Below are 20446 nucleotides of genomic sequence, written 5' to 3' on the forward strand. Positions count from 1 at the left end.
CTTGAACTGAGCCCGACTCGTTTCCGTATGCTCTGGGCGCGGGGCCAGGACCCGGCGGATCTCCGCGCGCCCGCGCGCGAGGTCGTAGTGGAGGAGGCGCGGCCATGGCGTACGACGAGACGACCTACCGTCGGCCGGCCGGCGACCAGCCGAGCGACCCCGCCGCCTACCGGGCCAACACCCTGGCCGCCGCCGAGCAGCGCCGCCGGGCCGAGCAGCTCGACGATCCGGGCGACACCACGACGACCGATGTGATGCGCCGGGTCGAGGCCGACGAGGACGGTCGCGACCGGCTCGGCATCCACCTCGGCTGGGAGGTCGTGCTCCTGGTGGCCGCGGCGGCCATCGGCTACATGCTCTGGCGGGCCGACTCGGCGGCCCTGCAGCGGCCCGGTCTCGACAATCTGCTCGTCTCGGGCGCGGCGATCGGCCTTCTCACGCTGGGCGCGGGGCTGACCCTGCGGGCCGGCGTGCCCAACCTGGCCCTGGGACCGATCGCGCTCGCGGCCGCCCTGCAGTACGCCGAGCAGGGCGACCAGGGCCTGGTCAAGGCCGTCGTCCCGGCGCTGGTGATCGCGGCCGCGGGCGCCCTGGTGATCGGCGTGCTGATCCTCGTGCTGCACGTGCCGGGCTGGGCGGCCACCCTCGCGGCCGGCCTCGGCGTGATCGTCTACGACCAGCTGCGCGTCGCGCCGGTCGCCGTGCAGGGCGACTACGACCCGACCAACCAGGCCTTCTTCCTGTTCGGCGGCTTCGCCCTGCTGGCCGTGATCGGCGGCGCCCTGGGCACGGTCGGCCCGGTGCGCCGCTGGCTGGGCCGCCTGCGCCCGGCCGGCGACCCGGCCACCCGCCGCGGCCTGGCCGTGGCGGCGCCGGTGATCGGCACGCTGCTGCTCTCCTCGGTCTTCGCGGTGGCGGCCGGCGTGCTGTTCGCCGCGCAGTCGGCCGGCCCGCTCGTGCCCGGCACCGGGCTGGAGTGGACGGGCATCGCGCTCGGTCTGGCCATGCTCGCCGGCACCAGCGCCTACGGCCGCCGCGGCGGCATCTTCGGGTCGCTGTTCGCGGTCGTCGCCCTGACCCTGTTCCTCGACTACCAGGCGCGGGAGAAATTCGACATCGCGCTGTTCGCGATCGCGGCCGCGGTCTTCGGCGGCGGGCTGATCGTCACCCGGCTCGTCGAGACGTACGGCAAGCCCCTGCCGGTGACCGGGGAGCCTGATTGGAACGCGGCGCCCGCCACCACCGGGGCCAACTGGTCGCCCGATCTGCCGGAGACCTGGTCCACCACGAGCACCTCGACCGGGCGCACCGACCGCTGGGACGCGGGTCCGTGGGGCACCACCAGATGATCGCTTTATGCTTGCCGGTATGACCTCTCCGAGCTTCGCCGAGCTGGACGCCCTGCCCACCGAGGAGCTGCGCGAGCGCGCCTTCGCCCTGGCCCGGGAGCGGCACGACATCAAGTTCTTCTGGACGGTCTTCAAGAACCTGCCGGACGCCGACGAGGCGGCCGAGCTGGACGGCGCGCCCAACTCGATCGGCCCGATCGTCGACGAGGCCGTCGCCCTGTGGCGCGAGTTCGAGGGTCACATCGCCTACGGAGAGCAGGAGCCCCTGCTCCGCGCCGCCTTCATCGACTACCTCCAGAACCATCCAACCGCCCCGCCCGCCACCCTCAATTCGACTGAAGACTGAGCCCCACCTGGGCATCCACGCCCATCGTTTGAAACGTGAACCGCGCTGGGAATTAGCCGCGCATGGCTCTCGGTAACCGTTACAAGTCTGCGCCTGGTGCGGGCACTCTCGCCGCGCTCATACTCGTGCTCGTCTTCGGCAGCCCCTGGTACGCCGAGTGGGCGGTCAAGAACGCCAACCCGGAAACCGCCGGCGGCTGGTTCCTCAATCTGCTCGCCTGGCCGCGCTGGTCGTTCGACACCAGCGACTCGCTGCGCGACATCATCGTCACCGACCTCAAGGCGATCCTGCTGGTCGTGCTGACCGCCCTCTTCCTCTATCTGCTGCCCGGCTCGCAGCTGTCCCGGGCCCGCGGCACCATCAGCCAGCTGTTCTCCGGCTGGGCCGCGTACGTCTTCGCGGGTGGCTTCGCCGCCCTGCTCACCACCCTGTTCCTGGCCAACCCGTCGCTGATCACCGCCTTCCGGGCCGCCGCCAACGGCGCCGCCTACGGCCTGTTCGTGGGCTGGATCATCGGGCTGGCCGCGCTGGGCGGTTACCGCGGCACACGGTAGTCAGGCCGGCTCCTTGGCGGGCGTGTCGAAGATGGCCGACCGGGAGACCGTGCCGACCGGCCGGCCGTCCTCGACCACCACGACCTCGGTCGAGTCCACCGTGAGCATCGCGGCCAGCGCGTCGTAGAGCGTGCCGTCGAGCTCCACGGTGGGCCGATCGCCGGCCTCCAGGCCGGACGCCGGCTGCAGCGCGTCGCGCACGGGCGTGACCGCGAGCCGCCGGATGCCCCGGTCGGCGCCGACGAAGGCGGCCACCGCGGGCGAGCTCGGCCGGCTCAGCAGCTCGGCCGGCGGCGCGAACTGCTGCAGCTTGCCGCCCTCGGCCAGCACCGCGATCCGGTCGCCGAGGCGTACCGCCTCGTCGATGTCATGGGTGACCATGACGATCGTCTTACGGACCTCGGCCTGCAGCTTCAGGAACTCCTCCTGCAGGCGGCCGCGGGCGATCGGGTCGACCGCCGAGAACGGCTCGTCCATCAGCAGCACCAGCGGGTCCGCGGCGAGCGCGCGGGCCACGCCGACCCGCTGCCGCTGGCCGCCGGAGAGCTCGTGCGGGTAGCGGTCGCGATAGCGGGCCGGGTCGAGACCGACCAGCTCCAGCAGCTCGTCGGCGCGGGCCTTGACCCGGGCCTTGTCCCAGCCGAGCAGCTTGGGCACGGTGCCGATGTTGGCGCCGATCTTCTGATGCGGGAAAAGACCGACGTTCTGGATCACGTACCCGATGTGCCGGCGCAGCTCGACCGGGTTGCGCTCGAGGATGTTCTGCCCGTCGAGCAGGATCTTGCCCCTGGTCGGCTCGATCAACCGGTTGATCATCCGCAGGATGGTCGACTTGCCGCAGCCGGACGGGCCGATCAGAACGGTCAGCTCACCGGCGCGCACGTCGAGGCTGAAGTCGCCGACCGCGACCGTACCGTCGGGGTAGGTCTTGCCCACGTCCTGGAGGGTGATCGAGGCTGCGCTCCGGGCGGGCCCGGGCTCAGTGATCGCGGTAGCGTCCACGTATGTCCTTCCTGTCGTGGGCCCCGGCGGGCGCCCCGCCGCTGGCCGCACCCGCCGACGACGGGCCGGGGAATCCGTGGTTCTCCTGGCAGTACGTCCGAGACAACTCCGACATCATCCTGGACAAGCTAGGATTTCACGTCGGCATCACGATCGAAACCGTGATCATCGCCTTGGTCGTGGCCGTCCCGCTCGCCGTCCTCGCGTACTGGATCAAACCGCTGACCGGGCCGATTCTCGCACTGTCGGGCATCCTCTACACGATTCCCTCGCTGGCCCTGCTGGCCCTGCTGGCCCCGCTGCTCGGTGCCACCAGCCGCGTGCCCGTGCTGATCGCCCTGGTGCTGTACGCGCTGCTCATCGTGATCCGCAACGCCCTGACGGGGCTCACCCAGGTCCCGGGCGAGGTCAGGGACGCCGCGGCCGGCATGGGCTACGGCCGGTTCGGCCGGCTGTGGCGGGTCGAGCTGCCGCTGGCACTGCCCGGCATCGTCACCGGTCTGCGGCTGGCCACCGTCTCGACCGTGGCGTTGGTCACGATCGGCTCGATCATCGGCAACGGCGGCCTGGGTGACCTGATCCTGGGCGGCTTCGCGAACAACTTCTACAAGGCGGAGATCCTCACCGGCACCGTCCTCTGCGTCGCCCTCGCCCTGGTCCTCGACCTGGCGCTGGCCGGCCTGGGCCGGCTGCTGACGCCGTGGGGCCGGAGGAGGGCCTCGTGAGCTACTTCCAGGACGGCATCACCTGGCTCAACGACCCGCTGAACTGGACGAACCCCGGCGGCCTGTTCGACCGGCTCCGGGAGCATCTGGTCATCAGCTTCTGGGCGGTGCTGATCGGCTGCGTGATCGCCCTCCCGCTCGGCATCTGGCTCGGCCACCGGGGCAAGGGCGGCGGCTTCGTGATCACGGTGGCCAACCTGACCCGGGCCGTTCCCACGCTCGCCCTGCTCACCATCCTGCCGCTGACCGCGCTCGGCTTCGGCAAGCTCCCCGTGATCGTCGCGCTGGCCGTCTTCGCGGTGCCCCCGCTGCTGGCCAACGCGTACACCGGGCTGCAGTCGGTCGATCCGGAGACCAAGGACGCGGCGAAGGGGATGGGGCTCTCCGGCGGGCAATTGTTGCGCCGGGTCGAGCTGCCGCTCTCCGTGCCCTACCTGGCCGCCGGTCTGCGGACGGCCGCGGTGCAGGTGGTGGCGACGGCCACGCTCGCAACATTTGTGAACGGCGGCGGGCTCGGGCAGATCATCACGGCCGGTTTCGGGCTCGGCATCAGCGTCGGCGGCGGTCAGATCGTGGCCGGCGGCATCGCTGTGGTGGTCCTCGCACTTTTGGTCGAGGGCCTCTTCGCTATCGTGGAACGCCTGGTCACGCCGCGTCCGCTGCGGTCGGTAGGCCGCCGGAAAGTGGCCGCGACCGACCCGACCGGGTAACAGAGCCGCATCTTTGGCAGAAGTTGTCACACCCACCGGGTAGACCTTCTAGAGCAGGGAAACGGGCAACGCGCAGCGGCTGCCCGTCCGGACACGCGGCGCGACCCTTGATCGCGCCGGGACACAGAAGGCGGCAGTATGCGTCGAAACCTCTTCCTGGCGGCCGCCACCGCGACGGTCGCCATCGTCTCGCTCGCCGCGTGCGGCGACGCGGGCTCCTCCGGCACCGAGGCGCCCCCCTCCGCAGCCGTGGGCGCCGGGTGCGCGCCCGTGGCCGGTGACGCGCTCGTCGTCCTCGAGGACGACAAGAAGCTCCAGAACACCGACAACGTGATCCCGGCGATCAACAAGAAGGCCTCGTCGCCGCAGCTGATCGCCGCCCTCGACAAGGTCTCGGCCGCGCTCGACACGACCAAGCTGATCGCGCTCAACAAGGCGGTCGACATCGACCGCAAGTCGTCCAAGGCGGCCGCGCAGGAATTCTTCACGGCCAACAACATCGCCGCCGGCCTGGCCAAGGGCTCCGGCGGCAAGATCACCGTGGGCGCCGGCAACTTCACCGAGAGCGCCACCCTCGGCGAGCTCTACGGGCTCGCCCTGACCGCGGCCGGCTACACGGTCACCGTCCAGCAGATCGGCAACCGGGAGCTCTACGAGCCCGCCCTCGAGAAGGGCACCGTCGCCGTCGTCCCGGAGTACGCCGCCACCCTGGCCACCTTCCTGCAGGGCAAGGTCGACAAGAACGGCGCCGACCCGTCCTCCAACGAGCTCGACACGACGGTGAAGAACCTGACCGCCCTCGGCGAGAAGGTCGGCCTGGTCTTCGGCAAGCCCGCCGCCGCCCAGGACCAGAACGCGTTCGCCGTGACCACCGCGTTCGCCGACAAGAACGGCCTCAAGACGCTCTCCGACCTGGCCGGCAAGTGCTCGGGCGCGGCCACCGTGCTCGGTGGCCCGGCCGAGTGCCCGCAGCGGCCGAAATGCCAGCTCGGCCTGAGCGAGGTCTACAACCTCCAGGCCGGCAAGTTCTCCAGCCTGGACGCGGGCGGCCCGCTCACCAAGACCGCGCTCAAGCAGGGTCAGATCAGCGTCGGCCTGGTCTTCAGCTCCGACGGCTCGCTGGCCGCCGGATGAGCGAGAGCTGTCGACCGGTTTGATTGTTTAGCTACCGTTTAGGAGGTCAACGCCGGGTTTCGGCTATCTGACGCCCGGCGTTGAACATTTGCCCTCGCGCGTGGTCTGGGTAATATCGGCGGCCATGCCGGAAGAGGAACCTGTCGCGGGTCACAGCGCGCGTCTGCTCCGCGGTCTCGTGTGGGCGGGTGTCCTGCTCGCGCCGCTGGCCGCGGTGATCGTGCTGCTCGGCGACAACTCGGGCTCCGTGCGCTTCGCCGTGCTGCTGATCGCGGCCAGCGTCGCGCTGATCGGCGCCTCGGTGCTGATCCGCGGCGACACGGTGCTGCAGCGGGCGCACGTCGAGGATCGCGTGGCCGAGGAGATCGCGGTGCTGCGCCGCGAGCTGCGGGCCGAGTTCGGCCAGGCCGCGGCCAACGCGCCGTTCGGTCCCCCGATGGCGCAGGGCGGTGTCCCGATGCGCGGTGCGGCCGTGCCACCGCCGCCGCCGTTCGAAGAGGCGCAGTACGACGACTCCCCGTTCTTCGCGGACGATCCCATGACGCCGGACGACCCGATGCCGGAGCCGATGCCCGCCGACGAGGGTTACGCCGCGCCCCCGGCGCCCGGCCGGGCCGTCGTCGCGAGCGCGTCCGGCGCGGTGCGACCGCCGGCCCGCACCGGCCCCGGCATGACCACCGGCGGCCGCCAGATGCCCGCTCCGGCCGCCGCGGCCGCCGCCGCGGTCCAGGTGCCCCCGGCCGCCGGCGCCGCCCAGATTCCCGCAGGCGCGGCGAGAGTCCCGTCCGGTGCCGCCCAAGTCCCGTCGGGCGCGGCCCCGGTCCCCTCCGGTGCGGTCCAGGTCCCCGCAGGCGCGGCGAGGGTCCCCGCCGGCGCGCCGATGCCGCGTCAGCGGGGCGCCGCCTCGGTGCCGCCGCCCGCCCCGCCCACCGGCCCGGCATCGCGGGGCACCCAGTACGGCGGCCCGCCGCCCGAGTACATCGAGGACGACTTCGGGGCGAGCAACGGCTACCTAGACGCCCCTCAGCCGCCGGCCACCGGTGTCTACGGCTCCCAGGCCGCCGGCAGCACCTACGGCGCACCGGCGCCGTCCCAGGACCAGTACGCCCCCGGCTACGAGGGCGACCAGGGCTACTACGACGAGGGCTACCCGGAGGCGACCGGTTACGGCGGCCCCACCGAGTACGGCCGCCCCGCCGACCACGACGAGGCCGCCGCCTACGACCACAGCGGCGAGTACGGCCGGTCCGCGACCTACGGCCGGCCGGCCGAATACGACCAGGCGGCCGAGTACGGCCCGGCGCCGGTTTACGACCAGCCCGGCTACGGGCCGCCCGGGGGCTACGACGAGCCGGCGCGCGAGCCCGGCGCGACCACCGGCGACCCCACGTACCGGGCCAAGCGGCACCGTCCGTCGGCCAACGACACGAACATCGGCAGCCTGGCCGACTTCGCCTCGTACCCGGCCGGCAGCGACGAGCACCACCACAGCCCGCGCGGCTACTGAGGGCCTACTTGTCGATGTCCCCGACCACGAAGAACATCGAGCCCAGGATGGCGATCAGGTCGGGGACCAGGCAGCCCGGGATCAGCGTGGCCAGCGCCTGCACGTTCGCGTAGGAGGCCGTGCGCAGTTTCATCCGCCACGGCGTCTTCTCGCCGCGGGAGACCAGGTAGTAGCCGTTGATCCCGAGCGGGTTCTCGGTCCACGCGTACGTGTGTCCCTCGGGGGCCTTGACCACCTTGGGGAGTCGCACGTTGACCGGCCCGCCCAGGCGGTCGACCCGGTCCAGGCATTCCTCGGCCAGGTCGAGCGACACGTACACCTGATCGAGCAGCACCTCGAAGCGGGAGTGGCAGTCGCCCGCGGTCCGGGTGACGACCGGGACCTCGAGCTGGTCGTAGGCCAGGTAGGGCTCGTCGCGCCGCAGGTCGAGGTCGAGCCCGCTGGCCCGCGCCACCGGCCCGGACGCCCCGTAGGCGGCGGCCTGTTCGGCGCTGAGCACCCCGACCCCGACCGTGCGGGCCAGGAAGATGTCGTTGCGCCGGATGATGTTGTCCAGGTCGGGCATCCGCGAGCGGACCGTCTTGATCGCCTCGCGGGCCCGTCCGGTCCAGCCGGCCGGCACTTCCTCCTTGAGGCCGCCGACCCGGTTGAACATGTAGTGCATGCGGCCGCCGGAGACCTCCTCCATGACGGCCTGCAGCGTCTCGCGCTCGCGGAACGCGTAGAACATCGGCGTGATCGCGCCGATCTCCAGCGGGTACGACCCGAGGAACATCAGGTGGTTGAGCACCCGGTTGAGCTCGGCCAGGGCCATCCGCAGCCAGGTCGCCCGTTCCGGCACCTCGATGCCCATCAGCCGTTCGACGGCGAGGGCCACTCCGAGCTCGTTGGAGAACGCCGACAGCCAGTCGTGCCGGTTGGCCAGCACCAGGATCTGCCGGTAGTCGCGCACCTCGAACAGCTTCTCGGCGCCGCGGTGCATGTAGCCGACGATCGGCTCGCACGAGACCACGCGCTCGCCGTCGAGCGTGAGCTTCAACCGCAGCACGCCGTGGGTCGAGGGGTGCTGCGGCCCGATGTTGAGCACCATGTCGGCGGTCTCTAGGCCCGCGCCCGTTCCAACGATGAGTTCAGACGGGCCTTCAGTCTGGTCAAGGGCGGTGGCGGGGCGGTCGGATGGGGTCACAGTGGCATGCTCCCATGTGCTTGAGCCCCGATGCTGTGCAGCAGCCACCAGTGACTCCCGAGGCCCGCCGGCTCGATCAGCTCGGCTGCCGCGCCGGCGGCGGCAAGGCCTCGGACGTAGCCCGCCGGGTCCGTCCGAGCCAGGTCCATCGGTGGCCGCGCGCCGTCCACGCCCAGCGCTTTCAGCGCCTCCCGCTGACGGACCAGGCGGTACGGAGCCCCGGCCGCTGCCGCCACCGCGTCCACCGCGACGTGCGCCGTCACGTCACAGGAACCGTCCGGTACGGGGGTCACCTGCCGCCCAGCCCGGAATCCGGTCAGCGTCCCGAACGAGGGCCGCTCCGAGCGCAGATGCCCGTAGTCCACGGCCAGCGCGTATCCGTGGCGCACCCGCTCGACCGCCTCGGCCCAGGCGGCGTCGCGCGGCCAGCCGATCTCGGCCCGTCCGCCGCCGGGCCACCAGCGCCGCAGCCAGAACAGGTCGGCCGCGTCCACGAGCCCGCCCAGCGACTCCTCCCCGGTGGCCGGGTCGACCAGCACCTTGCGCAGCCGCCCGGAGTCGTCGAGATCGGCCACGTCGAGCGGCACGTTGTCCAGCCACTCGGTGGCGATCAGCAGCCCCACGATCCCGTCCGGCACGTCGCGTCGCCAGGCGATCCGCTCGTCCAGCCGCTCCGGCCGCGAGGCCACCTCCACCCCGGTCAGCCGTACGCGCCCGGCCAGCTCGTCGGGCAGCATCGCGCCCAGCGTGGTGAGCAGCTCACCGCGCCCGGCCCCCACGTCGACCAGGTCCAGCACCTGGGGCCGGCCCAGAACCGCGTCGACGCGTTCGATCAACCGCAGCAGTGCCCCGGCGAACAGCGGCGACGCGTGCACGCTGGTCCGGAAGTGCCCGGCCGGCCCGTCGCCGTCGCGCACGAAGAACCCGTCCGGCCCGTACAGCCCGGTCTGCATCGCCGCCCGCCACCCGGTCATACCGCCACCCTAAGCGCGGCCCGGCAAACCCGGTCCTGAGCGCCGATGGTCTTCTTCACATGGTCTTGTCACGCGCGTGTTACAGCGGCGCATACTGGCGCCACGACCGGTACCCGCACTAGTGGACTGGATCTTGTACATGAGCACATATCGCTTGACCGTCGGCGTGGTCGGCGCCGGGCGGGTGGGCGCCGTTCTCGGTGCCGCCCTCAGCGCCGCCGGGCATGACGTCGTAGCCGCCGCGGCCGTCTCCGCCGCCTCCCGCGAGCGGGCCGCCCGCCTCCTGCCGGGGGCCGCGATCCGCCCGGCCGACGAGGTGGCCCGGGCCGCGACCGACCTTCTGCTGCTGTCCGTGCCCGACGACGCCCTGGCCGGCGTCGTCTCCGGCCTGGCCGCGACCGGCGCGCTGCGCCCGGGCCAGGTCGTCGCCCACACGTCCGGCGCTCATGGCGTCGCCGTTCTGGGCGATGTAGAGGGCATGGCCCTGCACCCCGCGATGACCTTCACCGGCGCCGCGACCGACCTCGACCGCCTGCCCGGCATCGCCTGGGGCGTCACCACGAACGACCGGGCGTTCGCCACCCGGCTCGTGGCCGACCTCGGTGGGGTGCCCGAGTGGGTCGCCGAGAATGCCCGGCCGGTCTACCACGCGGCCCTCGCCCACGGGGCGAACCACCTGGTCACGCTGGTCAACGAGGCCGCCGACCTGTTGCGTACGGCCGGCATCGAGCACCCCGATCGGATCCTGTCGCCGCTGCTGCACGCCGCGCTGGACAACGCCCTGCGCCTGGGCGACGCCGCGCTGACCGGCCCGGTCTCGCGGGGTGACGCCGGAACCGTGGGCAAGCATCTCGACCGGATGCCGCCTGAGGCCGTACCGGCGTATCTGGCTCTGGCCCGGCGGACCGCCGACCGTGCCATCGCCGCCGGCCGCCTGAGGCCGCAGGACGCCGCGTTGCTCTTGGATGTTCTCTCTCGTGTCCAGGTGGGGAGCCCGGCATGACCGACTGCACCGGAGCGAGTGGGCGGGGCGTAGGGCCAGGAGGGCATGTCAAAGGAGGCTCAGCATGACGTATCTGATCCACACTCGGGCCGAGCTCGCCCAGGACGTCGCGCACGCCAACGGCCGGGTCGCGGTGGTGATGACCATGGGCGCCCTGCACGACGGGCACCGGCAGCTCATGCGGGCGGCCCGCGAGCGGGCCCAGTTCGTCATCGTCACGATCTTCGTGAACCCGCTGCAGTTCGGCCCGAACGAGGACTTCGACAAGTACCCGCGCACGCTGGAGGCCGACGTCGAGGCCTGCCGGGCCGAGGGCGTCGACGTCGTCTTCGCCCCCGGCCGCGACGAGATGTACCCGGGCGGCGCGCCGGCGATCACCATGAACGCGGGTCCGCTCGGCGAGATCCTCGAGGGCGCCAGCCGTCCCGGCCACTTCTCCGGCATGCTCACGGTCGTCCAGAAGCTGCTCATGCTGACCCGGGCCGACGTGGCCTTCTTCGGCGAGAAGGACTTCCAGCAGCTCGCCCTGATCCGCCGCATGGTTTACGACCTCGAGCTGAGCGTCGAGATCGTCGGCGTGCCGACCGTGCGTGAGCCGGACGGCCTGGCCATGTCGAGCCGCAACCGCTACCTCTCGGCCGACGAGCGCCGGGCCGCCCTGGCGCTCTCCCGGGCCCTGCGGGAGGGCGCCGCGCACGCCGACGCCGGCTCCGCCCTGGCCGCCGCCACCAAGATCCTTGAGGACGAGCCGGCCGTACGCGTCGACTACCTGTCCCTGACCGGCGCCGACCTCGGCCCCGCGCCCGCCGAGGGTCCGGCCCGCCTGCTCGTGGCGGCCCGGGTCGGCACCACCCGCCTGATCGACAACATGCCCCTGACTCTGGAAAAGGCCGCCTGATGTTCCGCACCATGCTCAAGTCCAAGATCCACCGAGCCACCGTGACCCAGGCCGACCTGCACTACGTCGGCTCTGTGACGGTCGACCTGGACCTGCTCGAGGCGGCCGATCTGCTGCCCGGTGAGCAGGTCGCGATCGTCGACGTCACCAACGGGGCCCGCCTCGAGACGTACGTCATCCCGGGTGAGCGCGGCAGCGGCGTGATCGGCATCAACGGCGCCGCGGCCCATCTGGTGCACCCCGGTGACCTGGTCATCCTCATCTCGTACGGCCAGATGGACGACGCCGAGGCGCGCTCCTACCAGCCGCGCGTGGTGCACGTCGATGCCACCAACAGGATCATCGAACTCGGCGCCGATCCGGCCGCCGCCGTGCCCGGGATGGCCGATGGTCTCGTACGGGGTGACCTGACGCTCCTCGGCTGAAACGCCATCCCATGCCCGGTTGATCACCATATGATCGGGTCCGGGCATGGGCGCGTTCGGAAGGCGGAGGTAGATGCGACACCGGCTGGGCATCGGGCTCGCCGTTGTCACCTCGATCCTGCTGACCGCGGGGTGCGGGCGCCCCAGCGGCGTCGACGGCGACCTGACCAACGGGTGGGGCGCGATGGCGCCGGCCACCGGCTTCGAGCCGACCGCGGGGGCCTGCCACGGCGCCAACTTCAGCGCCGTCGGCGCCCGGAGCACGTACGAGGAGATCGACTGCTCGCTGCGGCACCGGACCGAGACGGTCTACGTGGGCACCTTCGAGTCACCGGCGGCCGACGCCGACGAGCCCCCGGCCGACGGCTCGGCCGGGGCCCGCTCCGCCTACCAGGTCTGCGACCAGAAGACGACGACCTATGTCGGCGGCCCGTGGCGCAGCGCCCGGCTCTGGATCGGCGTCACCCGCCCGACCGCCGCCGCCTGGTCCGGCGGCGCCCGCTGGTACCGCTGTGAGGTGCTGGAGCTGAGCTCGGTCGAGGACGACGGGAGCCTGGTGCAGCGCGACACCAGCCTGCGCGACGAGCTCGCCGACGGCACCTCGGAGCTGCTGCTGGGCTGCTACGCGATCCAGCTCGACGGCAACGGCTCGATCGCCACCATGCCCGGCGTCGACTGCACGGCCAAGCACAACGGCGAGTTCGCCGGCCTGTGGATCGCCCAGGACCTGGAATACCCCAAGGACACCAAGGGCTGGGCCCGGTTCCACGACGGCTGCCGCGCGCTGATCGCCGATTACGCCGGCGTGCCCAACGACAAGGACCTTCAATACCGTACGGGTGTGGTCTCGCTGCCCGGCGGCGCCGACGTCTGGGCGCTGGGCGACCGTGGGGTGCGCTGCTACCTCTGGCTCGAGGGTTCCGAGCTCACCACGTCGCTGCGCGGCAAGGGCGTCAAGAGCCTGCCGATCCAGTACAAGTAACCGTTGCCACTGATGCCGCCCCCGCCGCGAAACTGTCGTACCCGCGGGGTGTACTGAGCAGATGTCACCTCTCGCGGATCTCCCGGAGCTGCCGCGCCGGCTCGCCGCCGCCGACCCAGGATGGAGCGAGACCACCGACGTGCTGGTCGTCGGCTCCGGCGTCGCCGGCCTGACCGCCGCGCTCCACCTGCGCGAGCAGGGCCTGCACGTCACCGTCGTCACCAAGGTCAACATCGATGACGGCTCCACCCGCTGGGCCCAGGGCGGGATCGCCGCGGTCCTCGACCCGCTGGACACCCCGGCCGCCCACGCCAACGACACCGAGATCGCCGGCGTCGGCCTGTGCGACCCGGCCGCGGTGCGGGTGCTGGTCGAGGAGGGCCCGGCCCGGGTCCGTGAGCTGATGCGGCTGGGCGCCGCCTTCGACCGCCACGCCGACGGCTCGCTCATGCTGACCCGCGAGGGCGGCCACCGCGCCGATCGCATCGTGCACGCCGGCGGCGACGCCACCGGGGCCGAGGTGCAGCGCGCGCTGCACGAGGCCGTGCACCGCGACCCGTGGATCCGGCTGGTCGAGCACGCCCTGGTCCTCGACCTGCTGCGCGCGCCCGACGGCCGGGCCTGCGGCATCACCCTGCACGTGCTCGGCGAGGGCAGCGAGGACGGTGTCGGCGCCATCCTGGCCCGCGCGGTCGTGCTCGCCACCGGCGGCATGGGCCAGATCTACTCCTCGACGACCAACCCGTCGGTCTCCACCGGCGACGGCGTGGCCCTGGCCCTGCGGGCCGGGGCCGTGGTCACCGACGTCGAGTTCGTCCAGTTCCACCCGACCTCGTTCGTGACCGCCGATCTCTCCTCGGTCCAGCGCCCACTGATCTCCGAGGCCCTGCGCGGCGAGGGCGCCCACCTGGTCGACGAGACCGGCCGGCGTTTCATGGTCGGCCAGCACGAGCTGGCCGAGCTGGCCCCGCGCGACGTGGTGGCCAAGGGCATCCACCGGGTGCTGCGGGCCACCGGCGCCGACCACGTCTACCTGGACGCCCGCCACCTCGGCAACGACTTTTTGGAGCACCGCTTCCCGACCATCGTGGCCTCCACCCGGGCCGCCGGCATCGACCCGGCCACCGAGCTCATCCCGGTCGCCCCCGCCGCCCACTACGCCTCCGGCGGCGTCCGCACCGACCTCCACGGCCGCACCAGCATCCCGGGCCTCTACGCGTGCGGCGAGGTGGCCTGCACCGGCGTCCACGGCGCCAACCGCCTGGCCAGCAACTCCCTGCTCGAGGGCCTGGTCTTCGCCCGCCGCATCGCCGACGACATCGCCCGCGACCTGCCGGCCCAGGCCGACCCGGCGCCCGCCGCGGCCGGCCCGGGCTGGGTGGCCGACCCGGCCGTCCGCGCCGAGCTGCAGCGGGCCATGACCCGCGGGGCCGGCGTGCTGCGCTCGGCCGACTCGCTGACCGCCACCGCCAAGGAGCTGGCCCGGCTCGCCGAGCAGCGCACCACCCCGCACAACGCGGCCTGGGAGTCGACCAACCTGTTGACCGTGGCCACGGTGCTGGTCGCCGCCGCCCGCACCCGCCGCGAGACCCGGGGCTGCCACTGGCGCGAGGACCACCCGGTCGCCGAGGACGAGTGGCGCGGTCATCTGCTCCACACCCTCGACCGCAAGGCCCAGCTGACCCAGACCTTCGAGGAGATGCCGTGATCACCCAAGGACTCGACCTGGCCGAGGTGGAGCGGGTCGTCTACACCGCGCTGGCCGAGGATCTCGGCGACCCGCCGCGCGACGTGACCAGCGAGGCCACCATCCCCGGCGGCCAGACCGACACGGCCGAGCTGGTGGCCCGGGCCGACGGTGTCGTGGCCGGCCTGCCGGTGGCGGCCCAGGTCTTCGCCGTGACCTCGGGCGGCACGGCCACCTTCGACCAGCTCGTGGCGGAGGGGGCCCGGGTCACCCGCGGCGACGTCCTGGCCGTGGTCAGCGGCCCGACCCGCTCCCTGCTGACCGCCGAGCGCACCGCGCTCAACCTGCTCAGCCGCATGTCCGGGGTCGCCACCCACACCCGCCGCTGGGCCGACCTGCTCGAGGGCACCAAGGCCACCGTCCTGGACACCCGCAAGACCACGCCCGGGCTGCGCGCCCTGGAGAAGTACGCGGTCCGCGCCGGCGGGGGCACCAACAAACGCATGGGCCTCTACGACGTCGCCATGATCAAGGACAATCACAAGCTGGCCGCCGGCAGCATCACCGCCGCCTACCGCCTGGTCCGTGAGCGGTTCCCCGACGTGCCCGTCCAGGTCGAGGTCACCACCCTGGCCGAGGCCCACGAGGCGGTCGACGCCGGCGCCACCTTCCTGCTCTGCGACAACATGACCCCCGAGGCCCTGCGCGAGGTGGTCGAGGCCGTGGGCGACCGGGCCGAGCTCGAGGCCACCGGCAACCTCACGCTGCAGACGGCCGAGGCCTACGCGGCGACCGGGGTCGACTATCTCTCGGTGGGCGCCCTGACGCACTCCTCGCCCATCCTCGACATCGCTCTGGACCTGCGACCATGATTCCCACTAGCCGTTTGTGGAAGGGACCGCACCGTGCTGCTCTGTATTGACATCGGTAACACGAACACGGTGCTGGCGACCTTCGACGGCGACAAGCTCGTGCACAACTGGCGGATCAAGACCGACGCCCGCTCCACCGCCGACGAGCTCGGCCTGATGTTCCGCGGCCTGCTGGCCGGTGACGCGGTGGAGATCACCGGCGTCGCCGCCTGCTCGACCGTGCCGGCCGCCCTGCGCAGCCTGCGGACGATGCTGGCCCGCTACTACGGCGACCTGCCCAACGTCATCGTCGAGCCCGGGGTGAAGACCGGCGTCCAGCTCGCGATCGACAACCCCAAGGAGGTCGGGGCCGACCGCGTGGTCAACACCCTCGCCGCCCATGCCCTCTACGGCGGACCGTCGATCGTGGTCGACTTCGGCACCACGACCAACTTCGACGTGATCAGCGCCAAGGGCGAGTTCCTGGGTGGCGCCTTCGCCCCCGGCATCGAGATCTCCTTCGACGCCCTGGCCGCCCGGGCCGCCCAGCTCCGCAAGGTGGAGCCGGCCAAGCCCAAGTCGGTGATCGGCAAGAACACCGTCGAGTGCCTGCAGTCCGGCATGTACTTCGGCTTCGCCGGCCAGGTCGACGGCATCGTCACCAAGATGATCGAGGAGATCGGGCCGGTGAGCGCCGTGATCGCCACCGGTGGCCTGGCCGGTCTGGTCAAGGACGAGTGCAAGACGATCACCGCCCACGAGCCGATGATCACGCTGATCGGGCTGCGGATGGTATATGAGAGGAACGTCTGACAGCGGCTGAGTAGGCTTTCAGGGCCCACATGCCAGCCGTACAGAGAGTCGTGCCGTGACCGAGCAGAATGTGCCCGCAACTGACCCCGCCGAGGACCTACCCGAGCAGATGCGGGTCCGCCGGTCGAAGCGGGACCGGCTGCTCGCCGAGGGCATCGCGCCCTACCCGGTGACCGTTGCTCGGACGGCGACGCTCAAGGAGCTCCGCGAGAAGTACGTGGAGCTGCCGATCGACCACGCCACCGGTGACCAGGTCTCGATCACCGGCCGCGTGATCTTCATTCGTAACGGTGGAAAGCTGTGCTTCGCCACCCTGCGCGACGGCGACGGCACCGAGCTGCAGGCCATGCTCTCGCTCGACAAGGTCGGCGAGCAGGCCCTGACCAACTGGAAGCAGCTGGTCGACCTCGGTGACCTGGTCGCCATCACCGGCGAGGTGATCACCAGCCGGCGCGGTGAGCTGTCCGTGCTCGCGAGCACGTGGCAGATGAGCGCCAAGGCGCTGCGCCCCCTGCCGGTGGCCCACAAGCCGCTCTCCGAGGAGACGCGGGTCCGCCAGCGCTATGTCGATCTGATCGTGCGCCCCCAGGCCCGGGAAACGGTGCGGACCCGCGCGACGGTTGTTCGCAGCCTGCGCGAGTCGCTGTTCCGCCGCGATTATCTCGAGGTGGAAACGCCAATGTTGCAGTTGCTGCACGGCGGCGCGGCGGCCCGGCCTTTTGTGACGCACAGCAACGCCCTGGATACCGATCTCTATCTGCGGATCGCGCCGGAGTTGTTTTTGAAGCGCGCCGCCGTCGGTGGCATCGACCGCGTCTTCGAGATCAACCGCAACTTCCGTAATGAGGGTATGGACTCCACCCACTCACCGGAGTTCGCGATGCTCGAGGCGTACCAGGCCTACGCCGACTACAACGTGATGCAGACGCAGGTCCGCGAGTGGATTCAGGAAGCCGCGGCGGCGATCACCGGATCGCACGTGGTGACCCACTTCGACGGTCGCGAGTTGGATCTCGGTGGCGAGTGGGCGACGGTCACGCTCTTCGGTTCGCTCTCGGCCGCGCTCGGCGAAGAAGTGACCATCGAGACCGATCTCGCGCAACTCCAGCGGTATGCGGAAAAGCACGACCTTTCCGTCGACCCGAAGTGGGGCCCGGGCAAGCTCGCCGAGGAGCTGTTCGAGCACCTCGTGCAGCACACCCTGCAGGAGCCGACTTTTGTACGGGATTATCCCGAAGAGACCGCTCCGCTGACCCGCGCACACCGGGAAACGCCCGGTCTCACCGAGAAGTGGGACCTCTATGTCATGGGCTTCGAGTTGGCCACCGCCTATTCCGAGCTCGTCGACCCGGTGGTGCAGCGCGAGCGGCTGGTCGCCCAGTCGTTGCTCGCGGCCGGCGGCGATGCCGAGGCCATGCAGCTCGACGAGGATTTCCTGCGGGCCATGGAGTACGGAATGCCGCCGACCGGCGGGATGGGAATGGGAATCGACCGGCTTCTGATGGCGCTCACCGGCCTCGGCATTCGGGAAACGATCCTCTTCCCGCTCGTGCGGCCCGAGTAAGGCGGCCCGGCTAAGACTGTCGCCGAAATGTTCTGACCGCCATTGACGCACCGCGCCGCCCTGGCGTTATTGTCTGTGCGTTGCTTTAAGGGGAGAACCTGTGCTCGGGAGGATTGCGGCGCGTGGCCAAGCAGATCATTCACAAGCTGGTCGATGACCTCAGCGGAGGTGACGCCGACGAGACCGTGAAGTTCGCGCTCGACGGCATTCAGTACGAGATCGATCTCTCGGAGAAGAACGCCGCCAAATTGCGGGAGCTCTTCGAGCCGTACCTGTCGGCCGGTTCCAAGGTCGCCCGGGGCGGCGTGGTCGTCGGTGGCCGGGCGGCTCGTGGCCGCGGCGGCGCGACGGCCGACCGGGAGCAGAACAAGGCGATCCGGGATTGGGCCAAGAAGGCCGGCAAGGACATCTCCGACCGGGGCCGGATCCCGCAGGAGATCGTCGACGAGTTCCACAGCAAGGGCCCCGGGAGGGCCTGATGGATCTTCGGGAGGCCCGTCGCGCGGTGCGCGGCGGGCCTTCCGCGTCTTTCGGTCGTTCTTCGGTGAGGGTCCGTAGAGTTATCCACAGGCCGAGGGGTGTTGTCCACAGGCTGTGGACAGAGCTTTCCGGGGATTTCGCTGTCCGCGTAGTCGTTCGGCTGGGGGAACAGCCGCTGAGCGTGCGAAGTTGGCTAAATCAACGTTGCGGACGGTTTCAAGGGACCGCGAGGACCCAGCAGAACCACCCAGCGGCGATAGAGTAGTAACAGCACGGGCATCACCGATGCCGAGTGCGCTGGCCCCGCCAGTCACATTGGCGCACGGCACGTGAGGAGCACGAGGGCATGTTCGAGCGGTTCACCGACCGAGCGCGACGGGTTGTCGTCCTGGCCCAAGAAGAGGCCCGGATGCTCAACCACAACTACATCGGGACCGAGCACATCCTGCTCGGCCTGATCCACGAGGGTGAGGGCGTCGCCGCCAAGGCTCTGGAGAGCCTCGGCATCTCTCTCGAGGGAGTGCGGCAGCAGGTCGAGGAGATCATCGGCCAGGGTCAGCAGGCGCCGAGCGGGCACATCCCGTTCACGCCCCGCGCCAAGAAGGTTCTCGAGCTGTCGCTGCGTGAGGCGCTGCAGCTCGGCCACAACTACATCGGCACCGAGCACATCCTGCTCGGCCTGATCCGCGAGGGTGAGGGCGTCGCCGCCCAGGTCCTCGTGAAGCTGGGGGCCGACCTCAACCGGGTCCGTCAGCAGGTCATCCAGCTGCTCTCGGGCTACCAGGGCAAGGAGCCGGCCGCGGCCGGCGCGGCGGCGGGCGAGGCCGCGCCGTCGACCAGCCTGGTGCTCGACCAGTTCGGCCGCAACCTGACCCAGGCCGCCCGCGAGGGCAAGCTCGACCCGGTCATCGGGCGCGAGAAGGAGATCGAGCGGGTCATGCAGGTGCTGTCCCGCCGCACCAAGAACAACCCGGTGCTGATCGGCGAGCCCGGCGTCGGCAAGACCGCCGTCGTCGAGGGGCTGTCGCAGTCCATCGTCAAGGGCGAGGTGCCCGAGACGCTCAAGGACAAGCAGCTCTACACGCTCGACCTCGGCGCCCTGGTCGCCGGTTCCCGCTACCGCGGTGACTTCGAGGAGCGCCTGAAGAAGGTGCTCAAGGAGATCCGCACCCGCGGCGACATCATCCTGTTCATCGACGAGATCCACACCCTGGTCGGTGCGGGCGCCGCCGAGGGCGCGATCGACGCGGCGAGCATCCTCAAGCCCATGCTGGCCCGCGGCGAGCTGCAGACCATCGGCGCGACCACCCTGGACGAGTACCGCAAGCACCTGGAGAAGGACGCCGCTCTCGAGCGCCGCTTCCAGCCGATCCAGGTCGGCGAGCCGTCCCTGGCCCACACCATCGAGATCCTCAAGGGCCTCCGCGACCGCTACGAGGCGCACCACCGGATCAGCATCACCGATGCCGCCCTGGTGGCCGCGGCGACGCTGGCCGACCGGTACATCTCGGACCGGTTCCTGCCGGACAAGGCGATCGACCTGATCGACGAGGCGGGCGCGCGGATGCGCATCCGCCGGATGACCGCGCCGCCGGACCTCCGCGACTTCGACGAGCGCATCGCTCAGGTCCGCCGGGACAAGGAGTCCGCGATCGACGCGCAGGACTTCGAGCGGGCCGCGCAGCTGCGCGACAAGGAGAAGCAGCTGCTGGGCCAGAAGGCGCAGCGGGAGAAGGAGTGGAAGGCCGGCGACCTCGACGTCGTCTCCGAGGTCGACGACGAGCAGATCGCCGAGGTCCTGGGCAACTGGACCGGCATCCCCGTGTACAAGCTGACCGAGGAGGAGACCTCCCGGCTGCTGCGCATGGAGGACGAGCTGCACAAGCGCGTCATCGGCCAGGAGGACGCGGTCAAGGCCGTCTCCAAGGCCATCCGCCGCACCCGGGCCGGCCTCAAGGACCCGAAGCGCCCGTCCGGCTCGTTCATCTTCGCCGGCCCGTCCGGTGTCGGTAAGACCGAGCTGTCCAAGGCGCTCGCCGAGTTCCTGTTCGGCTCCGAGGACGCGCTGATCCAGCTGGACATGTCGGAGTTCCACGACCGGTACACCGTGTCCCGTCTCGTCGGTGCCCCTCCCGGTTACGTCGGGTATGACGAGGGTGGTCAGCTGACGGAGAAGGTGCGGCGTAAGCCGTTCAGCGTGGTGCTGTTCGATGAGATCGAGAAGGCCCACCCGGATGTGTTCAACACGTTGCTGCA

At 71.1% G+C, this 20446-nt stretch carries 20 protein-coding genes; 17 read left to right on the top strand and 3 right to left on the bottom strand.

Annotated features, from left to right (window positions below):
• Positions 1–104 precede the first annotated feature (104 nt).
• The 3 genes from AB0J66_RS24500 (at position 105) to AB0J66_RS24510 (ending at position 2249) form a co-directional block, all read left to right on the top strand.
• Positions 105–1349: an ABC transporter permease gene (locus AB0J66_RS24500; RefSeq protein WP_364664673.1), complete on the top strand. Its 1245-nt coding sequence runs from the start codon at positions 105–107 to the stop codon at positions 1347–1349.
• A gap of 19 nt (positions 1350–1368) precedes the next feature.
• Complete coding sequence (locus AB0J66_RS24505; protein WP_364664676.1) at positions 1369–1695, top strand: hypothetical protein; 327 nt, start codon at positions 1369–1371, stop codon at positions 1693–1695.
• 62 nt (positions 1696–1757) lie between these two features.
• Positions 1758–2249: a hypothetical protein gene (locus tag AB0J66_RS24510; protein WP_364664679.1), complete on the top strand. Its 492-nt coding sequence runs from the start codon at positions 1758–1760 to the stop codon at positions 2247–2249.
• On the opposite strand, the gene AB0J66_RS24515 is transcribed toward AB0J66_RS24510, so the two are convergent.
• Positions 2250–3251: an ABC transporter ATP-binding protein gene (locus tag AB0J66_RS24515; RefSeq protein ID WP_364664681.1), complete on the bottom strand. Its 1002-nt coding sequence runs from the start codon at positions 3249–3251 to the stop codon at positions 2250–2252.
• A 2-nt stretch (positions 3252–3253) separates the two neighbouring features.
• Between AB0J66_RS24515 and AB0J66_RS24520 the strand changes: the two genes are divergently transcribed.
• The 4 genes from AB0J66_RS24520 (at position 3254) to AB0J66_RS24535 (ending at position 7327) form a co-directional block, all read left to right on the top strand.
• Positions 3254–3976 (top strand): ABC transporter permease subunit, encoded by a 723-nt coding sequence (locus AB0J66_RS24520; protein ID WP_364664683.1) that lies wholly within the window; start codon positions 3254–3256, stop codon positions 3974–3976.
• Positions 3973–4686 carry an ABC transporter permease gene (locus tag AB0J66_RS24525; RefSeq protein ID WP_364664686.1) on the top strand — a complete coding sequence of 238 codons (714 nt, stop codon included), beginning with the start codon at positions 3973–3975 and terminating at the stop codon, positions 4684–4686. Before AB0J66_RS24520 ends, AB0J66_RS24525 begins: the two co-directional genes overlap by 4 nt.
• A gap of 138 nt (positions 4687–4824) precedes the next feature.
• Positions 4825–5820, top strand: coding sequence for a glycine betaine ABC transporter substrate-binding protein (locus tag AB0J66_RS24530; RefSeq protein ID WP_364664689.1), 996 nt, complete (start codon positions 4825–4827; stop codon positions 5818–5820).
• Between the two features lie 124 nt (positions 5821–5944).
• Entirely contained in the window at positions 5945–7327 is a 1383-nt protein-coding gene (locus tag AB0J66_RS24535; RefSeq protein ID WP_364664691.1) for a hypothetical protein, read from the top strand.
• A 4-nt stretch (positions 7328–7331) separates the two neighbouring features.
• Here the strand turns inward: AB0J66_RS24535 and AB0J66_RS24540 are convergent, their stop codons facing one another.
• Positions 7332–8417: an NADH-quinone oxidoreductase subunit D gene (locus AB0J66_RS24540; RefSeq protein WP_364664693.1), complete on the bottom strand. Its 1086-nt coding sequence runs from the start codon at positions 8415–8417 to the stop codon at positions 7332–7334.
• 92 nt (positions 8418–8509) lie between these two features.
• Positions 8510–9487 carry an SAM-dependent methyltransferase gene (locus AB0J66_RS24545; RefSeq protein ID WP_364664696.1) on the bottom strand — a complete coding sequence of 326 codons (978 nt, stop codon included), beginning with the start codon at positions 9485–9487 and terminating at the stop codon, positions 8510–8512.
• A gap of 139 nt (positions 9488–9626) precedes the next feature.
• On the opposite strand from AB0J66_RS24545, the gene AB0J66_RS24550 reads away from it, so the two are divergent.
• The 10 genes from AB0J66_RS24550 to AB0J66_RS24595 form a co-directional block, all read left to right on the top strand.
• Complete coding sequence (locus tag AB0J66_RS24550; RefSeq protein ID WP_364664698.1) at positions 9627–10490, top strand: Rossmann-like and DUF2520 domain-containing protein; 864 nt, start codon at positions 9627–9629, stop codon at positions 10488–10490.
• A gap of 64 nt (positions 10491–10554) precedes the next feature.
• The gene (gene panC, locus AB0J66_RS24555; RefSeq protein ID WP_364664700.1) at positions 10555–11388 is read left to right on the top strand and encodes a pantoate--beta-alanine ligase; all 834 of its coding nucleotides are present in this window, start codon (positions 10555–10557) and stop codon (positions 11386–11388) included.
• Positions 11388–11813, top strand: coding sequence for an aspartate 1-decarboxylase (gene panD, locus AB0J66_RS24560; RefSeq protein ID WP_364664702.1), 426 nt, complete (start codon positions 11388–11390; stop codon positions 11811–11813). The genes panC and panD overlap by 1 nt, the downstream gene beginning before the upstream one ends.
• A 73-nt stretch (positions 11814–11886) precedes the next feature.
• Entirely contained in the window at positions 11887–12795 is a 909-nt protein-coding gene (locus AB0J66_RS24565; RefSeq protein ID WP_364664704.1) for a septum formation family protein, read from the top strand.
• Between the two features lie 61 nt (positions 12796–12856).
• Positions 12857–14503, top strand: coding sequence for an L-aspartate oxidase (locus AB0J66_RS24570; protein WP_364664705.1), 1647 nt, complete (start codon positions 12857–12859; stop codon positions 14501–14503).
• Positions 14500–15354 carry a carboxylating nicotinate-nucleotide diphosphorylase gene (gene nadC / locus AB0J66_RS24575; protein ID WP_364664707.1) on the top strand — a complete coding sequence of 285 codons (855 nt, stop codon included), beginning with the start codon at positions 14500–14502 and terminating at the stop codon, positions 15352–15354. Before AB0J66_RS24570 ends, nadC begins: the two co-directional genes overlap by 4 nt.
• A gap of 33 nt (positions 15355–15387) precedes the next feature.
• On the top strand, positions 15388–16146 hold the full coding sequence (locus AB0J66_RS24580; protein ID WP_364664710.1) for a type III pantothenate kinase: 759 nt from the start codon (positions 15388–15390) through the stop codon (positions 16144–16146).
• Between the two features lie 55 nt (positions 16147–16201).
• On the top strand, positions 16202–17710 hold the full coding sequence (lysS, locus tag AB0J66_RS24585) for a lysine--tRNA ligase (protein WP_364664713.1): 1509 nt from the start codon (positions 16202–16204) through the stop codon (positions 17708–17710).
• A gap of 122 nt (positions 17711–17832) precedes the next feature.
• The gene (locus tag AB0J66_RS24590; protein WP_364664715.1) at positions 17833–18189 is read left to right on the top strand and encodes an Lsr2 family protein; all 357 of its coding nucleotides are present in this window, start codon (positions 17833–17835) and stop codon (positions 18187–18189) included.
• A 347-nt stretch (positions 18190–18536) separates the two neighbouring features.
• Positions 18537–20446, top strand: a 1910-nt coding sequence (locus AB0J66_RS24595; RefSeq protein WP_364664718.1) for an ATP-dependent Clp protease ATP-binding subunit, incomplete at its 3' end; no start/stop codon positions are given.

The sequence above is a fragment of the Actinoplanes sp. NPDC049598 genome, assembly GCF_040675435.1.
Lineage (GTDB): Bacteria > Actinomycetota > Actinomycetes > Mycobacteriales > Micromonosporaceae > Actinoplanes.

What these genes read in the sequence shown, in the direction of transcription:
- AB0J66_RS24500 (WP_364664673.1), top strand. Translation starts at nt 105, where the DNA reads ATGGCGTACGACGAGACGACCTACCGTCGGCCGGCCGGCGACCAGCCG.
- AB0J66_RS24505 (WP_364664676.1), top strand. Translation starts at nt 1,369, where the DNA reads ATGACCTCTCCGAGCTTCGCCGAGCTGGACGCCCTGCCCACCGAGGAG.
- AB0J66_RS24510 (WP_364664679.1), top strand. Translation starts at nt 1,758, where the DNA reads ATGGCTCTCGGTAACCGTTACAAGTCTGCGCCTGGTGCGGGCACTCTC.
- AB0J66_RS24520 (WP_364664683.1), top strand. Translation starts at nt 3,254, where the DNA reads ATGTCCTTCCTGTCGTGGGCCCCGGCGGGCGCCCCGCCGCTGGCCGCA.
- AB0J66_RS24530 (WP_364664689.1), top strand. Translation starts at nt 4,825, where the DNA reads ATGCGTCGAAACCTCTTCCTGGCGGCCGCCACCGCGACGGTCGCCATC.
- AB0J66_RS24535 (WP_364664691.1), top strand. Translation starts at nt 5,945, where the DNA reads ATGCCGGAAGAGGAACCTGTCGCGGGTCACAGCGCGCGTCTGCTCCGC.
- AB0J66_RS24540 (WP_364664693.1), bottom strand. Translation starts at nt 8,417, where the DNA reads ATGGTGCTCAACATCGGGCCGCAGCACCCCTCGACCCACGGCGTGCTG.
- AB0J66_RS24545 (WP_364664696.1), bottom strand. Translation starts at nt 9,487, where the DNA reads ATGACCGGGTGGCGGGCGGCGATGCAGACCGGGCTGTACGGGCCGGAC.
- AB0J66_RS24550 (WP_364664698.1), top strand. Translation starts at nt 9,627, where the DNA reads ATGAGCACATATCGCTTGACCGTCGGCGTGGTCGGCGCCGGGCGGGTG.
- panC (WP_364664700.1), top strand. Translation starts at nt 10,555, where the DNA reads ATGACGTATCTGATCCACACTCGGGCCGAGCTCGCCCAGGACGTCGCG.
- panD (WP_364664702.1), top strand. Translation starts at nt 11,388, where the DNA reads ATGTTCCGCACCATGCTCAAGTCCAAGATCCACCGAGCCACCGTGACC.
- AB0J66_RS24565 (WP_364664704.1), top strand. Translation starts at nt 11,887, where the DNA reads ATGCGACACCGGCTGGGCATCGGGCTCGCCGTTGTCACCTCGATCCTG.
- AB0J66_RS24570 (WP_364664705.1), top strand. Translation starts at nt 12,857, where the DNA reads ATGTCACCTCTCGCGGATCTCCCGGAGCTGCCGCGCCGGCTCGCCGCC.